14 protein-coding genes are annotated in these 14,242 nt (G+C 53.2%); 7 read left to right on the plus strand and 7 right to left on the minus strand.

The window, feature by feature from the left end; all coding sequences use genetic code 11:
* Positions 1 to 148: 148 nt before the first annotated feature.
* Positions 149 to 490 carry a FlxA-like family protein gene (locus B880_RS0112105; RefSeq protein WP_017347680.1) on the plus strand — a complete coding sequence of 114 codons (342 nt, stop codon included), beginning with the start codon at positions 149 to 151 and terminating at the stop codon, positions 488 to 490.
* Between the two features lie 51 nt (positions 491 to 541).
* On the opposite strand, the gene B880_RS0112110 is transcribed toward B880_RS0112105, so the two are convergent.
* Positions 542 to 1,462, minus strand: coding sequence for a LysR family transcriptional regulator (locus B880_RS0112110; protein WP_017347681.1), 921 nt, complete (start codon positions 1,460 to 1,462; stop codon positions 542 to 544).
* Between the two features lie 96 nt (positions 1,463 to 1,558).
* Between B880_RS0112110 and B880_RS0112115 the strand changes: the two genes are divergently transcribed.
* Complete coding sequence (locus B880_RS0112115; RefSeq protein WP_017347682.1) at positions 1,559 to 2,569, plus strand: bile acid:sodium symporter family protein; 1,011 nt, start codon at positions 1,559 to 1,561, stop codon at positions 2,567 to 2,569.
* On the opposite strand, the gene B880_RS0112120 is transcribed toward B880_RS0112115, so the two are convergent.
* From B880_RS0112120 to zipA, 3 genes are all read right to left on the minus strand, one after another.
* The gene (locus tag B880_RS0112120) at positions 2,570 to 2,788 is read right to left on the minus strand and encodes a DUF3820 family protein (RefSeq protein ID WP_017347683.1); all 219 of its coding nucleotides are present in this window, start codon (positions 2,786 to 2,788) and stop codon (positions 2,570 to 2,572) included. It lies immediately after the preceding gene.
* A gap of 1 nt (position 2,789) precedes the next feature.
* The gene (gene ligA / locus B880_RS0112125; RefSeq protein WP_017347684.1) at positions 2,790 to 4,808 is read right to left on the minus strand and encodes an NAD-dependent DNA ligase LigA; all 2,019 of its coding nucleotides are present in this window, start codon (positions 4,806 to 4,808) and stop codon (positions 2,790 to 2,792) included.
* A gap of 67 nt (positions 4,809 to 4,875) precedes the next feature.
* Positions 4,876 to 5,934, minus strand: coding sequence for a cell division protein ZipA (zipA, locus tag B880_RS0112130; RefSeq protein ID WP_017347685.1), 1,059 nt, complete (start codon positions 5,932 to 5,934; stop codon positions 4,876 to 4,878).
* A gap of 221 nt (positions 5,935 to 6,155) precedes the next feature.
* Here zipA and cysZ point away from each other — a divergent pair, with 221 nt between their 5' ends.
* The 5 genes from cysZ to crr all read left to right on the plus strand — a co-directional run bounded on the left by cysZ (position 6,156) and on the right by crr (position 11,059).
* The gene (gene cysZ / locus B880_RS0112140; protein WP_017347687.1) at positions 6,156 to 6,911 is read left to right on the plus strand and encodes a sulfate transporter CysZ; all 756 of its coding nucleotides are present in this window, start codon (positions 6,156 to 6,158) and stop codon (positions 6,909 to 6,911) included.
* Positions 6,912 to 7,049: 138 nt separating this feature from the next.
* Positions 7,050 to 8,021: a cysteine synthase A gene (gene cysK / locus B880_RS0112145; RefSeq protein WP_017347688.1), complete on the plus strand. Its 972-nt coding sequence runs from the start codon at positions 7,050 to 7,052 to the stop codon at positions 8,019 to 8,021.
* A 350-nt stretch (positions 8,022 to 8,371) separates the two neighbouring features.
* Positions 8,372 to 8,629, plus strand: a complete 258-nt coding sequence (ptsH, locus tag B880_RS0112150) for a phosphocarrier protein Hpr (protein WP_017347689.1) — start codon at positions 8,372 to 8,374, stop codon at positions 8,627 to 8,629.
* Positions 8,630 to 8,785: 156 nt separating this feature from the next.
* Positions 8,786 to 10,513, plus strand: coding sequence for a phosphoenolpyruvate-protein phosphotransferase PtsI (gene ptsI / locus B880_RS0112155; protein ID WP_017347690.1), 1,728 nt, complete (start codon positions 8,786 to 8,788; stop codon positions 10,511 to 10,513).
* A gap of 42 nt (positions 10,514 to 10,555) precedes the next feature.
* Entirely contained in the window at positions 10,556 to 11,059 is a 504-nt protein-coding gene (crr, locus tag B880_RS0112160) for a PTS glucose transporter subunit IIA (protein ID WP_017347691.1), read from the plus strand.
* A 75-nt stretch (positions 11,060 to 11,134) separates the two neighbouring features.
* Here crr and B880_RS0112165 read toward each other — a convergent pair whose 3' ends face one another.
* The 3 genes from B880_RS0112165 to cysM form a co-directional block, all read right to left on the minus strand.
* Positions 11,135 to 12,490: an ATP-binding protein gene (locus B880_RS0112165; RefSeq protein ID WP_026042602.1), complete on the minus strand. Its 1,356-nt coding sequence runs from the start codon at positions 12,488 to 12,490 to the stop codon at positions 11,135 to 11,137.
* Positions 12,487 to 13,167 (minus strand): response regulator transcription factor, encoded by a 681-nt coding sequence (locus B880_RS0112170; protein ID WP_017347693.1) that lies wholly within the window; start codon positions 13,165 to 13,167, stop codon positions 12,487 to 12,489. Before B880_RS0112170 ends, B880_RS0112165 begins: the two co-directional genes overlap by 4 nt.
* A gap of 160 nt (positions 13,168 to 13,327) precedes the next feature.
* Positions 13,328 to 14,206, minus strand: coding sequence for a cysteine synthase CysM (gene cysM / locus B880_RS0112175; RefSeq protein ID WP_017347694.1), 879 nt, complete (start codon positions 14,204 to 14,206; stop codon positions 13,328 to 13,330).
* Positions 14,207 to 14,242: the final 36 nt, after the last annotated feature.

Consider the following 14,242-nt stretch of genomic DNA (forward strand, 5'->3'; position numbering starts at 1 on the left):
TTTTTTCGTTTCTGCGGTTTACGCAACGCTCTACCTGTTGCAACTTACCCGCCAACCGCCTGACTTTTCCAAATCTTAACACTCCATGACCTCAAGCCCGCTGGCAGACTAACCGATAACCCTTGTGAACTTTTGCAAGGAGAAAACCATGACCACTATTTCTGGGTCCGTTAGCAGTACGATGAGTAGCAGCAGTGGCGGCGGCGATGTGAGTTCACAAATTGCCAGCCTGAATAAACAGGTACAGTCGGTTACCAAGCAGTTAAACGACCTGGCAAACGATGACAGCCTCACTGATGAGCAGAAAGCGGAAGAGCAGGAGATGTTGCAGTCGCAAATCGAAATGATCGAAGCGCAGATTGCACAACTGGAACAACAGCAGGAGCAGAAGGCCCAGCCGACAACGCCAACCAGCCAACAAACCAGTGAAATCAAGGCGGATGGCGTTAATCGCCCAACCGCCACTAACCAGATCAACGTTTACGTCTGACTCTGAGCCCCACTGCTTCAGTGGGGCTGTTTATCTTTAATACCGTGAAGATTAAAACGCCGGGGCGCGTAGACGCTGTTCGGTCAGCAACTGTGCCTGCAGGCGGACTTCCTGCCAGATGGCTTCCGCTGCTGGCGTCAGCGAGCGGTTCTTGCGCTTAATTAACACCAGAGATCGCATGACCTCAGGATAAATTCGCCGTACGCACAGCGCATTACCCGCCGGTAATGGCAGCGCTAGCGCAGGTAAAATACTGACGCCAATCCCCGCTTCCACCATCGGCGGCAAGGTGGCAGGATGCCCAATCTCCTGCACCACATCCACCATCACCTGCTGTTGCTGCATGGCCGCATCCACCAAAATACGGCTGCCTGAGGCATAATCCTGCAACACCATGGTGCGGCCATTCAACATCGACCAACGCGCCTCTTTAACGCTGGCTAGTTCGTCATCCTCACGACACAACAGTAAAAAGGGATCGTCAAGAATGGGCACGGAATCAAAATCCGCGTCAGCGAGTGGCCCAATCACAATGCCGAAATCCACCTCGGCATTGCGCACGCTTTGCAGCACCCACTGCTGTACGCGGTCGTGCAAAATAACCCGAATGTCGGGAAACCGTACCTGACTGGCCGCCAGACACTGCGGCATTAAATGCGCAGAAATGGTCTGGCTCGCCGCCACCCGCACAGTGCCGCTGCGCTGCTCACCATAGCTGCGAATATCCAGCAGCGCGGTTTGCATCTCCTCTAACAGCCTTTCCATCCGTGACGCCAGTTGCTGACCGGCTTCGGTTAACATCACCTCACGCGTTGTGCGGTCCAGCAGCCGTACGCCAATCTCCGCCTCCAGCTCTTTAATGCTGTGGCTCACCGCCGACTGGCTCAGACCAATCGCCTGCCCTGCCTGGCTAAAACCACCGTAGCGTGCCACCGCAATAAACGTGCGTATCTGACGTAACGTGTAATTCATCGAAAATACTCATAGATTGATGCAATAAATCAATTTTATTTCTAAAGCCAGCTCCTGCACAATCAGCACCGTCATAAAGTTAACCGGATTGTAACAATGGGCTTCCTTAAAATTGATCCGATGATGGTTAAACTCATCATCACCTTACTGCTTGCTACCTTTATCCCTGCTAAAGGCGGCTTTGTCGATTTCTTCCAATACCTCACCACCGCGGCGATTGCCCTGCTGTTCTTTATGCACGGCGCTAAACTCTCGCGGGAAAAAATCATTGCGGGTAGTAGCCACTGGCGACTGCACCTGTGGATCATGACCAGCACCTTTATTCTCTTCCCGATTCTGGGCCTGCTGTTTGTCTGGTGGCATCCGCTGAATATTAGCCCAGACCTCTACACCGGCTTTATTTACCTGTGTATCTTGCCGGGCACGGTACAGTCATCCATTGCCTTTACTTCGCTGGCTGGCGGTAACGTCGCAGCCGCCGTGTGCGCCGCCTCCGCCTCAAGCCTGCTGGGTGTATTTATTTCGCCAATGCTGGTGAACCTGGTGATGAATGTACACAGCGAAATGCCGGGCAACGGCCTCGAGCAGATTGGCAAAATCATGCTGCAACTGCTGGTGCCGTTCGTGATTGGTCATATCTCACGCCGCTGGATTGGCGCATGGGTAGAGAAACATCGTAGCTTGATTGGTAAAACTGACCAGGCTTCGATTCTGCTGGTGGTCTACTCGGCATTCAGTGAGGCGGTGGTTAACGGCATCTGGCATAAAGTGGGGCTGGCGACGTTTGGCTGGATCTTGCTTGGCTGCCTGATCATTCTGGCTGTCGCGCTGCTGATTAACATCGTTGCATCGCGCGTGTTTGGCTTTAAACGCGCCGATGAGATTGTTGTGCTGTTCTGTGGCTCGAAAAAGAGCCTGGCAAACGGGGTGCCGATGGCAAATATCCTGTTCCCTGCCAGCACCATCGGGATTATCTTGCTGCCGCTGATGATCTTCCACCAGGTTCAGCTGATGATCTGCTCTTACATTGCCGGGCGCTATAAAGCTGCCGGTGAAAAACAGGCGCAGAAAGAAGCCGCGCCGCGTGTGATGGAATCACAGAAGTAGTTAAGGCTGTCGCTTGAGGGGCTTTACCAGCCCCTCAAGTCCTTCAATTTTGATGGCCAGCGTCAACTGAAGCAACTCCCCTAAATGCCCAGCGGGAAACTCCCCCCCGCGTGCGAACCACAGCAGATAGGGTTCCGGCAGATCGATCAGCATCCGACCTTTGTATTTACCAAACGGCATTGCCGTGTTGGCGATTTCAACCAGATGCTGTTTCTCCACCTTAGGCTCCTAACAGACGAATCATTTCGGCTTCATCAATAATCTCGATGCCCAGTTCCTGGGCTTTCGCCAGTTTAGAACCGGCGGCTTCACCCGCAATCAGCAGATCGGTTTTTTTCGATACGCTGCCACTGACTTTAGCGCCCAAGGCAGTTAGCTGCGCTTTGGCATCATCGCGGTTCATTTGCGACAGCGAACCGGTTAAGACCACCGTTTTACCGGCAAACGGGCTGTCTATCTCAGCGGCCACGATGACCGTTGGCTGCGGCCAGTGTACGCCAATCTCTTCGGTCAACTGGCGGATGACATCGCGGTTACTCTGCTCTTCCATAAAATTGCGCACATGGCTGGCAACCACGGTGCCGACATCCTGCACCGCAATCAGCGCGTCCAGATCCGCATCCATCACTTTTTGTAAGTCACCAAAGTGGCTGGCCAGATTTGCCGCCGTCGCCTCACCCACTTCACGGATGCCCAAAGCGTAGAGGAAACGGGCCAGCGTGGTTGATTTCGCCACTTCCAGCGCATTGACAATATTCTGCGCTGATTTCGGTCCCATGCGATCCAACCCGGTGAGTTTCCCGGCGGTCAAACGGAACAGATCCGCTGGCGTATGTACGTACTCTTTCTCCACCAGCTGATCGATAATTTTATCGCCCATGCCGTCCACGTCCAGCGCACGTCGGGCAACGAAATGCTTGAGCGCCTCTTTACGCTGCGCCCCGCAAATCAGGCCGCCAGTACAGCGTGCTACCGCTTCGCCTTCTACTCGCTCCACGTCTGAACCACAGACCGGGCAGTGCTCAGGGAAGATGATTTCACGCGTCTCTTCCGGTCTTTCAGACGTCACGACGTTAACCACCTGCGGAATCACATCACCCGCGCGGCGGATCACCACTTTGTCGCCAATACGCAGGCCAAGACGTTCAATTTCATCGGCATTGTGCAGCGTCGCATTGCTCACCATCACGCCTGCCACCTGTACCGGCTCCAGACGCGCTACCGGCGTAATCGCTCCGGTACGGCCAACCTGGAACTCAACGTCACGCACTACCGTCATCTGTTCCTGGGCCGGGAACTTAAAGGCCACGGCCCAGCGCGGGGCTCGCGCAACAAAACCAAGCTGTTCCTGCAATGCCTGATCGTTAACTTTGATCACCACACCATCAATATCAAACCCCAGCGTGGGACGCTGCTGTTCAATATCGCGGTAGAATGCCATCACTTCTTCGGCGTTGTTCGCCAGCCGGGTGCGTTCGCTGACCGGCAAGCCCCAGGCTTTAAATTGCTGTAAGCGCGCATAGTGTGTATCCGGCAGTTCACCGCCTTCCAGCACACCAAAGCCATAACAAAAGAAGGTCAACGGGCGCTTAGCGGTGATACGCGGATCGAGTTGGCGCAGTGAGCCAGCCGCCGCATTACGCGGGTTAGCAAACAGTTTGCCATCGCTTTTGCGCGCTTCGTCATTCAGTTTTTCAAAACCGCGCTGGGTCATAAACACTTCACCGCGCACTTCCAGGCGGGCCGGGATATTGTCCCCGGTCAGACGCAGGGGGATAGCGCCAATGGTGCGGACATTATGGGTAATATTCTCGCCTGTTGTGCCATCTCCGCGCGTAGCGGCCTGCACCAGCAACCCATTCTCGTACAGTAAACTCACGGCCAGGCCGTCAAGTTTCAGTTCACAACAATAGGTCACTGCGTCGGTCTGCTTTAACCGATCGCGCACACGTTTGTTGAACGCGAGGAAGCTCTCTTCATCAAAGGCGTTATCCAGCGACAGCATCGGCACTTCATGACGGACGGTCTCAAAGACCGCTAAGGGTGCAGCCCCTACGCGCTGGGTAGGAGAATCAGGCGTTACCAGTTCTGGATGTTGCGCTTCCAGCTCGCGCAGTTCGCGCATCAGACGGTCATATTCCGCATCCGGGATCTCCGGTGCGTCCATAACGTGGTAGAGGTATTCGTGATGACGCAGCGAAGTTTGCAGCGCCGTTAGCTGTTCCTGGACGGTTTTCATAAAGCCCCATCAGATAAAAAACCCCCGACATGCGGGGGTTTATAAGAGATATTTACTGCCGGAGCCGTTAACCCCGGGCTTCGATCACTTCGCGAATGCGCGTTTTATAGGTTTCGAGCTTCTGCGGTGTCATCATGCGGCGTTCATCATCCAGCACCACGCCGCCGACATCATCGGCAATACGCTGAGCAGATTGCAGCATTAGCTTGAAGTTTTGGTTCGCGTCACCGTAAGAAGGCACCATCATAAAGATGGAGATACCTGGCGTGGTGAAGTCGCCCATGGTGTCTGGGTTAAATGAACCCGGCTTCACCATGTTCGCCAGGCTGAACAGCACCGGACCGCTGCCCGCTGGGCTGAGGTGACGGTGGAAAATGTTCATTTCGCCAAACTGGAAGCCCGCCTGCAAAATACCCTGCAACAGGGCTTCGCCATTTAAGGCTCCGCCTGCGTGAGCACCCACATGCAGGACCAATACCGTCTCTTTAGGTTTCGCAGCCTGGCGCACTTCTGGCTCAACGGCCACTGGCTCAGGTACTTCAACTGGCGCAACAGGTTGTGGTGCAGCCTGGTAAGCAGGTTGTGGTTCTGTCGGGTAAACAGGCACTGGTTGGGCAGCTTCAACAGGCGCTACGTCAAACAGGGGATCGGCCTGAACCGGCGCAACAGGTGCCGCTGGCGGTACAATTTCAGGCTGAGGGACAGGCTGAACGCGCACCGGCTGAGGAGCAGGCTGCTGCGGACGCGGCTGTACCGGCGTATCCAACAGGGGATCGCGATCGGCATGATTAAATTCTGGGGAGGCGACAGGACGCGGCACCGGTTGACGCGGCGGTTCAGCGGCAGGCGGTGCTGCAGGCTGACGTGGCGCTTCCTGATAGGCATCGAAGCGAGGCTCCTGATGAGCTTCACGCGATGAGTGTGCACGGATCTCGCCAATGCTCTCTTCGCCCTCGTCACTCAGGGTTTCATCTTCGGTGTTATCACGCGATTTCATACGCTTATGTGGTCGGTCACGGAACACACTGGAGCGCTCTTTACGGCTGGTCCACAGCCCGTGAAGCAGTAGCGCTATAATGGCAACCGCGCCAACAACGATTAAGATCAGACGCAAATCCTGCATCATTGTATTCTCTGTTGATCCAATACCTTGCCACAACGGCAAACTTTATCCTCTAACTGTATTTGCCCTGCTACACAAGTGCAAGTGCGCGCAGTATTTTCTGACAAATAAGCGTGTCCGGTAGTGTTTTTTTGCTGCTTTTTTGTCCACGCAAGGGCGGAATACTGAAAATAGCCAGGGTATGATAGTCGCGCGGCGACACTTTAAGGAGATCTTCCCCCGTCATGACCACAGATTATTCTGATACATCCCCCAATGGTATCCACTACTTTCGCCAGGGGTGGAAGCTGGTCGGCCTGCCTGGCATTCGGCGCTATGTGATCGTACCGCTGCTGGTCAATATTGTGCTGCTGGGCGGTGCGTTTTACTGGTTGTTCCACCGTCTGAGCCAGTGGATCCCGGATTTAATGGCCCGAATTCCTGACTGGCTTCAATGGCTGAGCTATCTACTCTGGCCGCTCTCTGTCATCTCTATTCTGTTGGTGTTCAGCTACTTCTTCTCCACCATCGCCAACTGGATTGCGGCCCCGTTTTGCGGCCTGCTGGCAGAGCAGCTGGAAGGCCAATTGACCGGACGCCCTCTGGTCGATAACGGCTGGATTGCGATGTTCAAAGACATCCCCAGAATCATGAAGCGTGAGCTGCAAAAGCTGGGCTATTATTTGCCGCGTGCGCTGGGCCTGCTGCTGCTCTACTTGATTCCCGGATTTGGTCAAACGGTCGCCCCGGTGCTGTGGTTTTTATTTAGCGCGTGGATGCTGGCAATCCAGTACTGCGACTACCCGTTCGATAACCATAAAATCAGCTTCCCGCAGATGCGCAGTGCGCTGCGTCAGCACAAAGTCACCCATATGCAATTTGGTGCCCTGGTCAGTTTATTTACCATGATCCCCGTAGTGAATTTGGTGATTATGCCGGTAGCGGTTTGCGGTGCAACCGCGATGTGGGTTGATCAATACCGTTCGCGCCTTGCGCGCTAAGGTGCATCAGCCTTATGCAATTTTGATCAGGGGTTATTGCCAGGTGACATATAGATATGCCTTTTCTTTCCTTCCGCCGTGAAGGGAAAAAGGTATGCTCTGGGGGTTTCCCATATTTCATACAGTTAAGGACGGGCTATGAGTAAGATTTATGAAGACAACTCTTTGACGATTGGTCATACGCCACTGGTTCGACTGAACCGCATCGGCAATGGCCGTATTCTGGCAAAGGTTGAATCCCGTAACCCCAGCTTCAGCGTAAAATGCCGTATCGGTGCCAATATGATTTGGGACGCAGAGAAGCGCGGCATCCTCAAGCCCGGCGTTGAACTGGTTGAACCAACCAGCGGTAACACCGGTATTGCTCTGGCCTACGTGGCAGCGGCTCGCGGCTATAAACTGACGCTGACCATGCCGGACACCATGTCCGTTGAACGCAGAAAACTGCTGAAAGCGCTGGGTGCCAACCTGGTACTGACTGAAGGCGCAAAAGGCATGAAGGGTGCGATTGCCAAAGCCGAAGAGATCGTGGCTGAGAACCCAGAGAAGTTTGTCTTACTGCAGCAGTTCAGCAACCCAGCCAACCCGGAAATCCACGAAAAAACCACCGGCCCAGAGATCTGGGAAGATACCGACGGTGAAGTGGATGTGTTTATTGCCGGTGTGGGTACTGGCGGCACGCTGACCGGTGTTAGCCGTTACATCAAAAATACCAAAGGTAAAAAAGATCTGATCACCGTTGCCGTTGAGCCGACGGATTCCCCGGTGATCGCTCAGGCGCTGGCGGGTGAAGAGATCAAACCTGGCCCACATAAAATTCAGGGTATCGGTGCGGGCTTTATTCCTGGCAACCTGGACCTGAAACTGGTCGACCGCGTAGTGGCAATCAGCAACGATGACGCCATCAATACCGCACGCCAGTTAATGGAAGAAGAAGGTATTCTTGCGGGGATCTCTTCCGGTGCTGCGGTGGCCGCCGCGCTGAAATTGCAGGAAGATGAAGCCTTCGCCAATAAGAACATTGTGGTTATCCTGCCCTCTTCTGGCGAGCGTTATTTAAGCACTGCCCTGTTCGCCGATCTCTTCACTGAGAAAGAGTTGCAGCAATAAGCTCTGGCTCGCAAAAAGCACCCAAATGGGTGCTTTTTTGTGGCGCAGATCCCAATTTTATCACCCAACAGATTGTCTCTCTCCGCTAGCTCTGGTATTTAACCTGAAAATTATTTCGAAGCCTGAAATTAATCTGACCACCTAAGCTGAATCGATTTACTCATTTGGCGATACGCTGAATAGCGTCATACTAACGGGTGGAAGTGTCAGCACTTCAGGCAAAATCATCACCTCCCAGGCATATTGTGGCTCGGTACGAGCCGGTAAGCATCCCTGGTGAGGCTAAAGTTCAGGCACCAGGCTAGACTTTAGATCCATAACACCAAACCTGATAAAGTTGGGGAAATAGCATGTTCCAGCAAGAAGTTACCATTACCGCACCTAATGGCCTGCATACCCGTCCGGCTGCACAGTTTGTTAAGGAAGCTAAGGCCTTTCAGTCAGACATCTCTGTGACTTCAAACGGTAAATCTGCCAGCGCTAAGAGCCTGTTCAAGCTGCAAACTCTGGGCCTGACTCAGGGTACTGTGGTGACGCTTTCTGCTGAGGGTGAAGATGAGCAGCAGGCTGTAGCACACCTGGTTAAGCTGATGGCGGAACTGGAATAACACCTCCCGCTTGCAGCAAACCGACTCCGCAGCGAGATCGCACAGCACTCTATTGATCGCGGACAACATGTCCGCGTTATTGCATCTGTAGAATACCGCTCCGCGACACTGTCTTTGCATTGGGTCCATGAGCCATCGAGAAGAAAAGGTAAGGTTATGATTTCAGGCATTTTAGCATCTCCGGGTATCGCCTTCGGCAAAGCGCTTCTGTTGATTGAAGATGAAATTGTCATCAGCCGCAAAAAAATCACCGCTGACGACGTAGAGAGCGAAATTCAGCGCTTCCTTGATGGCCGTGGTAAAGCGGCAGTCCAGTTGGAAGCGATTCGCGCGAAAGCGGAAGAGACCCTGGGTGAAGAGAAAGCTGCCATCTTTGAAGGCCACATTATGTTGCTGGAAGATGAAGAGCTGGAACAGGAAATCACTGACCTGATCAAGAAAAATCACCAAACCGCAGACGCTGCCGTGTTTGAAGTGATCGATGGCCAGGCGAAGGCGTTGGAAGAGCTGGATGATGAATACCTGAAAGAGCGTGCCGCAGACGTGCGTGACATCGGTAAACGCCTGCTGCGCAATATTCTGGGTCTGCATATTGTCGATTTAAGTGCAATTCAGGATGAGTCTATTCTGGTCGCAACCGATTTAACCCCCTCAGAGACCGCACAGCTCAACTTACAGAAAGTGCTGGGCTTTATCACTGATTTGGGTGGTCGCACCTCTCACACCTCCATCATGGCCCGTTCTCTGGAAATTCCAGCGATTGTCGGCACCGGTAACGTCACCGCGACCATTAAGAATGGCGATTATCTGATTCTGGATGGCGTGAACAACGACATTTACATCAATCCGACTGACGACAAGATTGAAGAACTGAAAGCCATTCAGACCCAGTATTTGTCAGAAAAGCATGAGTTGGCGAAACTGAAAGATCTGCCAGCCATTACGCTGGACGGACATCAGGTAGAAGTGTGCGCCAACATCGGCACCGTGCGCGATGTCGCAGGTGCTGAGCGCAACGGTGCTGAAGGTGTCGGCCTGTATCGTACCGAATTCCTGTTTATGGATCGTGATAGCCTGCCAACGGAAGAAGAGCAGTTCAAGGCCTACAAAGCCGTGGCTGAAGCCGTCGGCGCGGATGCCGTTATCGTACGTACCATGGACATCGGTGGGGATAAAGACCTGCCGTACATGAACCTGCCAAAAGAGGAAAACCCCTTCCTTGGCTGGCGCGCTATCCGTATTGCTATGGATCGCAAAGACATTCTGCACGCACAGCTGCGCGCGATTCTGCGGGCCTCTGCGTTTGGCAAACTGCGCATCATGTTCCCGATGATTATCTCCGTGGAAGAAGTGCGCATTTTGAAGGGCGAAGTTGAACTGCTGAAGCAGCAATTACGTGACGAAGGTAAAGCTTTTGATGAGACGATTGAAGTCGGCATCATGGTTGAAACCCCAGCTTCAGCGGTGATTGCCCACCATTTAGCAAAAGAAGTTGATTTCTTTAGTATTGGAACAAACGACCTGACGCAATATACTCTGGCAGTCGATCGCGGTAACGATCTGATTTCCCATCTTTATAATCCAATGACGCCGTCAGTGTTGACGCTCATCAAGCAAGTGATCGATGCTTCACACGCCGAAGGCAAATGGACCGGTATGTGTGGTGAGCTGGCAGGTGATGAACGTGCTACACTACTGTTACTGGGAATGGGGCTGGATGAATTCAGCATGAGTGCTATTTCGATCCCTGGCATCAAGAAAATTATTCGTAATACTAATTTCGAAGATGCTAAGGCATTGGCAGAGCAGGCTCTGGCTCAACCCACAGCGGAAGATCTGATGAATTTGGTCAACAAATTTATCAAGGAAAAGACACTCTGCTGAACCGCGAGACGCTGGCCCAATATTACTGCTTAGGAGAAGATCATGGGTTTGTTTTCTAAACTTTTTGGCGAGAAATCAGAGAGCGCTTCAGGGACTATTGAGATCGTTGCGCCGCTGTCAGGCGAAATTGTCAATATTGAAGACGTACCTGATGTCGTGTTTGCTGAAAAAATTGTTGGCGACGGGGTCGCGATCAAACCGACCGGTAATAAAATGGTAGCGCCAGTTGATGGCACCATCGGCAAAATTTTTGAAACTAACCACGCGTTTTCTATCGAGTCAGACAATGGCATCGAACTGTTTGTCCACTTTGGCATTGATACGGTTGAACTGAAAGGCGAAGGGTTCAAACGTATTGCGGAAGAAGGCCAAAAAGTGAAAAAAGGCGATGTGGTGATCGAGTTCGATCTGCCATTGCTGGAAGAGAAAGCCAAATCAACCTTAACCCCGGTAGTGATCTCAAATATGGATGAGATCAAGGATCTGGTTAAGTTGTCAGGTCAGGTCACTGCAGGTGAAACCCCGGTGATTCGCATTAAGAAGTAATGCACAAACGCTAAACAAAAAAGCACCTGTTACCAGGTGCTTTTTTTTCATCCCGATTTCAGCTCAGCGCCAGGATTACGCCGTCCAGCGCGGCAGGCGGATGGTGAGCTCTAACCCACCCTCTGGCCGGTTACTCGCTTGCACCTCACCATGATGCGCCAGCACCACCTTGCGTACGATGGCTAAGCCAAGACCATAACCTTTACCCTGCAGCGGTGAGTTAACTCGAACAAACGGATCAAAGATGCTGGAGAGCTTATCTTCGTCTACTCCCGGCCCCTGATCGCCCACACGGATCGCCAGCCAGTGTTGCTCTGCCTGGAGCTGCACGTGAATATGTTGACCGGGCAGCGAAAAACGTAACGCATTACGCAACACGTTCTCCACGCCGCGTCGTACCAGTTCTGCATTACCCCGCACGGTGTAATCAGCTGATTCATCCACGTTGAAATCGACGTGAACGCCAGGGATTTGCGCTTCATACCGCACGTCTGTCACAACCGCCTGCAATAAACCGGTGAGATCAAAATATTGCTCATCCGGCATACTCTCATGCTCAGCGCGGGACAACGTCAGCAGCTCGCCAATCATCTTGTCGAGACGACGGGCCTCTTCGTCGATACGATCCAGCGAAGCCTCTACGCTGGCTGGCGTTTGCCGTGCCAGCCCTGTGGCCAGTTGCAAGCGTGCCAGCGGGGAACGTAGCTCATGTGAAATATCATGCAGCAGCTCTTCGCGGGCGCGTACCAGCGTATTTAAACGCTCAACCATCGCGTCAAAGTCCTGCGCTACATCAGAAATTTCATCATGACGCTTACGCATCAACGGATAGAGGCGCACCGACAAATCACCGCTACTGACGCGACGAAACCCTTCGCGCAGCTGTCGCATCGGACGCGTCAGGTTCCACGCCAGCAGCAAACTGAACAGCAGCCCCAACGGTCCGGTGAAAATGATCATCGGCTCAGGGATGTTCAGGAAGCTTTTCATCGGCTGGAAGCCAATGCCCGTGTCTTCACGCATCCCTTTAATGTCATAGCGGAGTTCGTACTCTTTACCATCCGCACCACGCACCCAACGCACCATCACGTCCGGGAATTTGCCCTCAAAAGGCGGAGCGAAATTCTGTGGTTCAGTCACCTTCGCGTTGGCAGGTTTGTCATGCTGGATCACCGAGAAGAAGCGTTTATCATTCTCTTCCCAGTCCGCCATCATATCGTCCAGTGAGCCAGGCCCACCGCGTTCCAGCACCGAAACCGCTGAAGCCATTTGCAGGCTGACAATACGGCGCACCGCAATAATCTCTGGCGGCTCATGACGGTTCCCGGAGAGGGAAAAACCCAACCACAGCAGCTGGCTGATGATAATAAACACCAGCCAGAAGCCGATCAGGATTTTCCAGAACATCCTGCCGCGATAGCTGTATCTCATCGGATGCGATAACCGATGCTACGCACCGTTTCAATGTTGACGTTATCTGCTGTCAGTGCCGCCAGTTTCTGACGAATATTACTGATATGCACATCGACGCTGCGGTCATAGGCTTCACGCGGACGACCTAACCCTTTTTCTGACAGTTCATCTTTAGAGACCACGCGATCGGGCGAACGCATCAGCAGATCAAGCAGATTGAATTCAGACGCGGTCAGGTCAAAGGTTTTGCCCTGCCATTCCGTGATGCGAGTCGCCGGGTTCAGGGTCAAATCGCCCCAACGCAGCAGCTCTTTTTTATCCGGCAGTGGCGCTTGCTCTTCGAAACGGCGCAGCACAGCACGCAGGCGTGCTACCAGTTCACGCGGATAGCAAGGCTTTGGCACGTAGTCATCTGCGCCCATTTCCAGGCCAATGACGCGGTCAATGTTGTCACCTTTGGCGGTCAACATGATCACCGGGATCCGGCTGTTCTGGCGAACCTGACGCAGCACATCAGTACCGCTCATGTCCGGCAACATGATATCCAGAATCATCGCGGTATATTCACCAGACAGAGCACCTTCAATACCGGCTGCACCATTGAGTACCAGATGCGCATCGAACCCTTCGGCAATCAGGTATTGGCTCAACATGGTGCCTAATTCTAAATCATCATCAACAAGCAGAATTTTCATCTTTATCCTCAACTGAAATTGCCGCTATTTTGTCCCGAGCGCGTGCGACATGCAGCCGGTTTTACGCCTTCCTTACAGATTTATTCAGGAAACTATAAACAAAAAATAGCGTGGAGTGAGCGTTAGCTACACTCAGAGAGAAAGATAAGGAGAAAGTTCATTAATACACACCGGTTGAGAGATACCGATCGCCACGATCGCAGATAATCGCGACCACGACACTGCCTGGATTGCGTTGTGCGAGGGTCAAGGCACCTGAGACGGCACCGCCAGAGCTAACGCCACAGAACACGCCTTCACGCCGCGCCAAGGCGCGCATGGTTTCTACGGCGTCATGCTGGGCGATATCCAGCACTTCATCCACTAGCTCAGGACGATAGATGCCCGGCAAATAAGCGGGTGCCCAACGGCGAATGCCGGGAATGCTGCTGCCTTCGGCCGGTTGTAAACCGATGATGCGTACGCCAGCTTGCTGCTCTTTCAGGTAGCGCCCTACGCCAGTAATGGTGCCGGTGGTGCCCATGCTGGAAACGAAGTGAGTGAGGCGTCCGCTGGTTTGCTGCCAGATTTCTGGGCCGGTGGTCTGATAATGGCCTAACGGGTTATCAGGATTGTTGAATTGATCCAACACTTTGCCCTGCCCCGTCGACGCCATCTGTTGGGCCAGATCCCGTGCGCCTTCCATCCCCAGTTGGCTACTGACCAGCACAAGTTCAGCGCCGTAGGCGCGCATCGCGGCCTGACGTTCCTCACTCATGTTATCGGGCATCAGCAGACGCATTCGATAGCCTTTCATCGCAGCAATCATCGCTAGTGCAATGCCGGTGTTGCCGCTGGTGGCTTCAATCAGGCAGTCACCAGGCGTGATTTCACCACGCAATTCAGCCTGGTGAATCATGGACCAGGCGGCGCGATCTTTTACCGAACCTGCGGGGTTATTGCCTTCCAGTTTTAACCAGACTTCGCTGCCATTATCTGGCCCGAGGCGCTGTAATTTAATGAGTGGCGTGTTGCCAATGGTATTTTCCAGTGTGGTCACAGCGATCTTCCGGCATAAACAAAGCGGGCGGGAAAA

This window comes from Pantoea sp. A4 (assembly GCF_000295955.2).
In the GTDB taxonomy this organism is placed as follows: domain Bacteria; phylum Pseudomonadota; class Gammaproteobacteria; order Enterobacterales; family Enterobacteriaceae; genus Pantoea; species Pantoea multigeneris.

Bases quoted from the DNA above. Each gene is read 5' to 3' on its own strand.
- B880_RS0112105 (WP_017347680.1), top strand. From the start codon at position 149: ATGACCACTATTTCTGGGTCCGTTAGCAGTACGATGAGTAGCAGCAGT.
- B880_RS0112110 (WP_017347681.1), bottom strand. From the start codon at position 1,462: ATGAATTACACGTTACGTCAGATACGCACGTTTATTGCGGTGGCACGC.
- B880_RS0112115 (WP_017347682.1), top strand. From the start codon at position 1,559: ATGGGCTTCCTTAAAATTGATCCGATGATGGTTAAACTCATCATCACC.
- ligA (WP_017347684.1), bottom strand. From the start codon at position 4,808: ATGAAAACCGTCCAGGAACAGCTAACGGCGCTGCAAACTTCGCTGCGT.
- zipA (WP_017347685.1), bottom strand. From the start codon at position 5,934: ATGATGCAGGATTTGCGTCTGATCTTAATCGTTGTTGGCGCGGTTGCC.
- cysZ (WP_017347687.1), top strand. From the start codon at position 6,156: ATGACCACAGATTATTCTGATACATCCCCCAATGGTATCCACTACTTT.
- cysK (WP_017347688.1), top strand. From the start codon at position 7,050: ATGAGTAAGATTTATGAAGACAACTCTTTGACGATTGGTCATACGCCA.
- ptsH (WP_017347689.1), top strand. From the start codon at position 8,372: ATGTTCCAGCAAGAAGTTACCATTACCGCACCTAATGGCCTGCATACC.
- ptsI (WP_017347690.1), top strand. From the start codon at position 8,786: ATGATTTCAGGCATTTTAGCATCTCCGGGTATCGCCTTCGGCAAAGCG.
- crr (WP_017347691.1), top strand. From the start codon at position 10,556: ATGGGTTTGTTTTCTAAACTTTTTGGCGAGAAATCAGAGAGCGCTTCA.
- B880_RS0112165 (WP_026042602.1), bottom strand. From the start codon at position 12,490: ATGAGATACAGCTATCGCGGCAGGATGTTCTGGAAAATCCTGATCGGC.
- B880_RS0112170 (WP_017347693.1), bottom strand. From the start codon at position 13,167: ATGAAAATTCTGCTTGTTGATGATGATTTAGAATTAGGCACCATGTTG.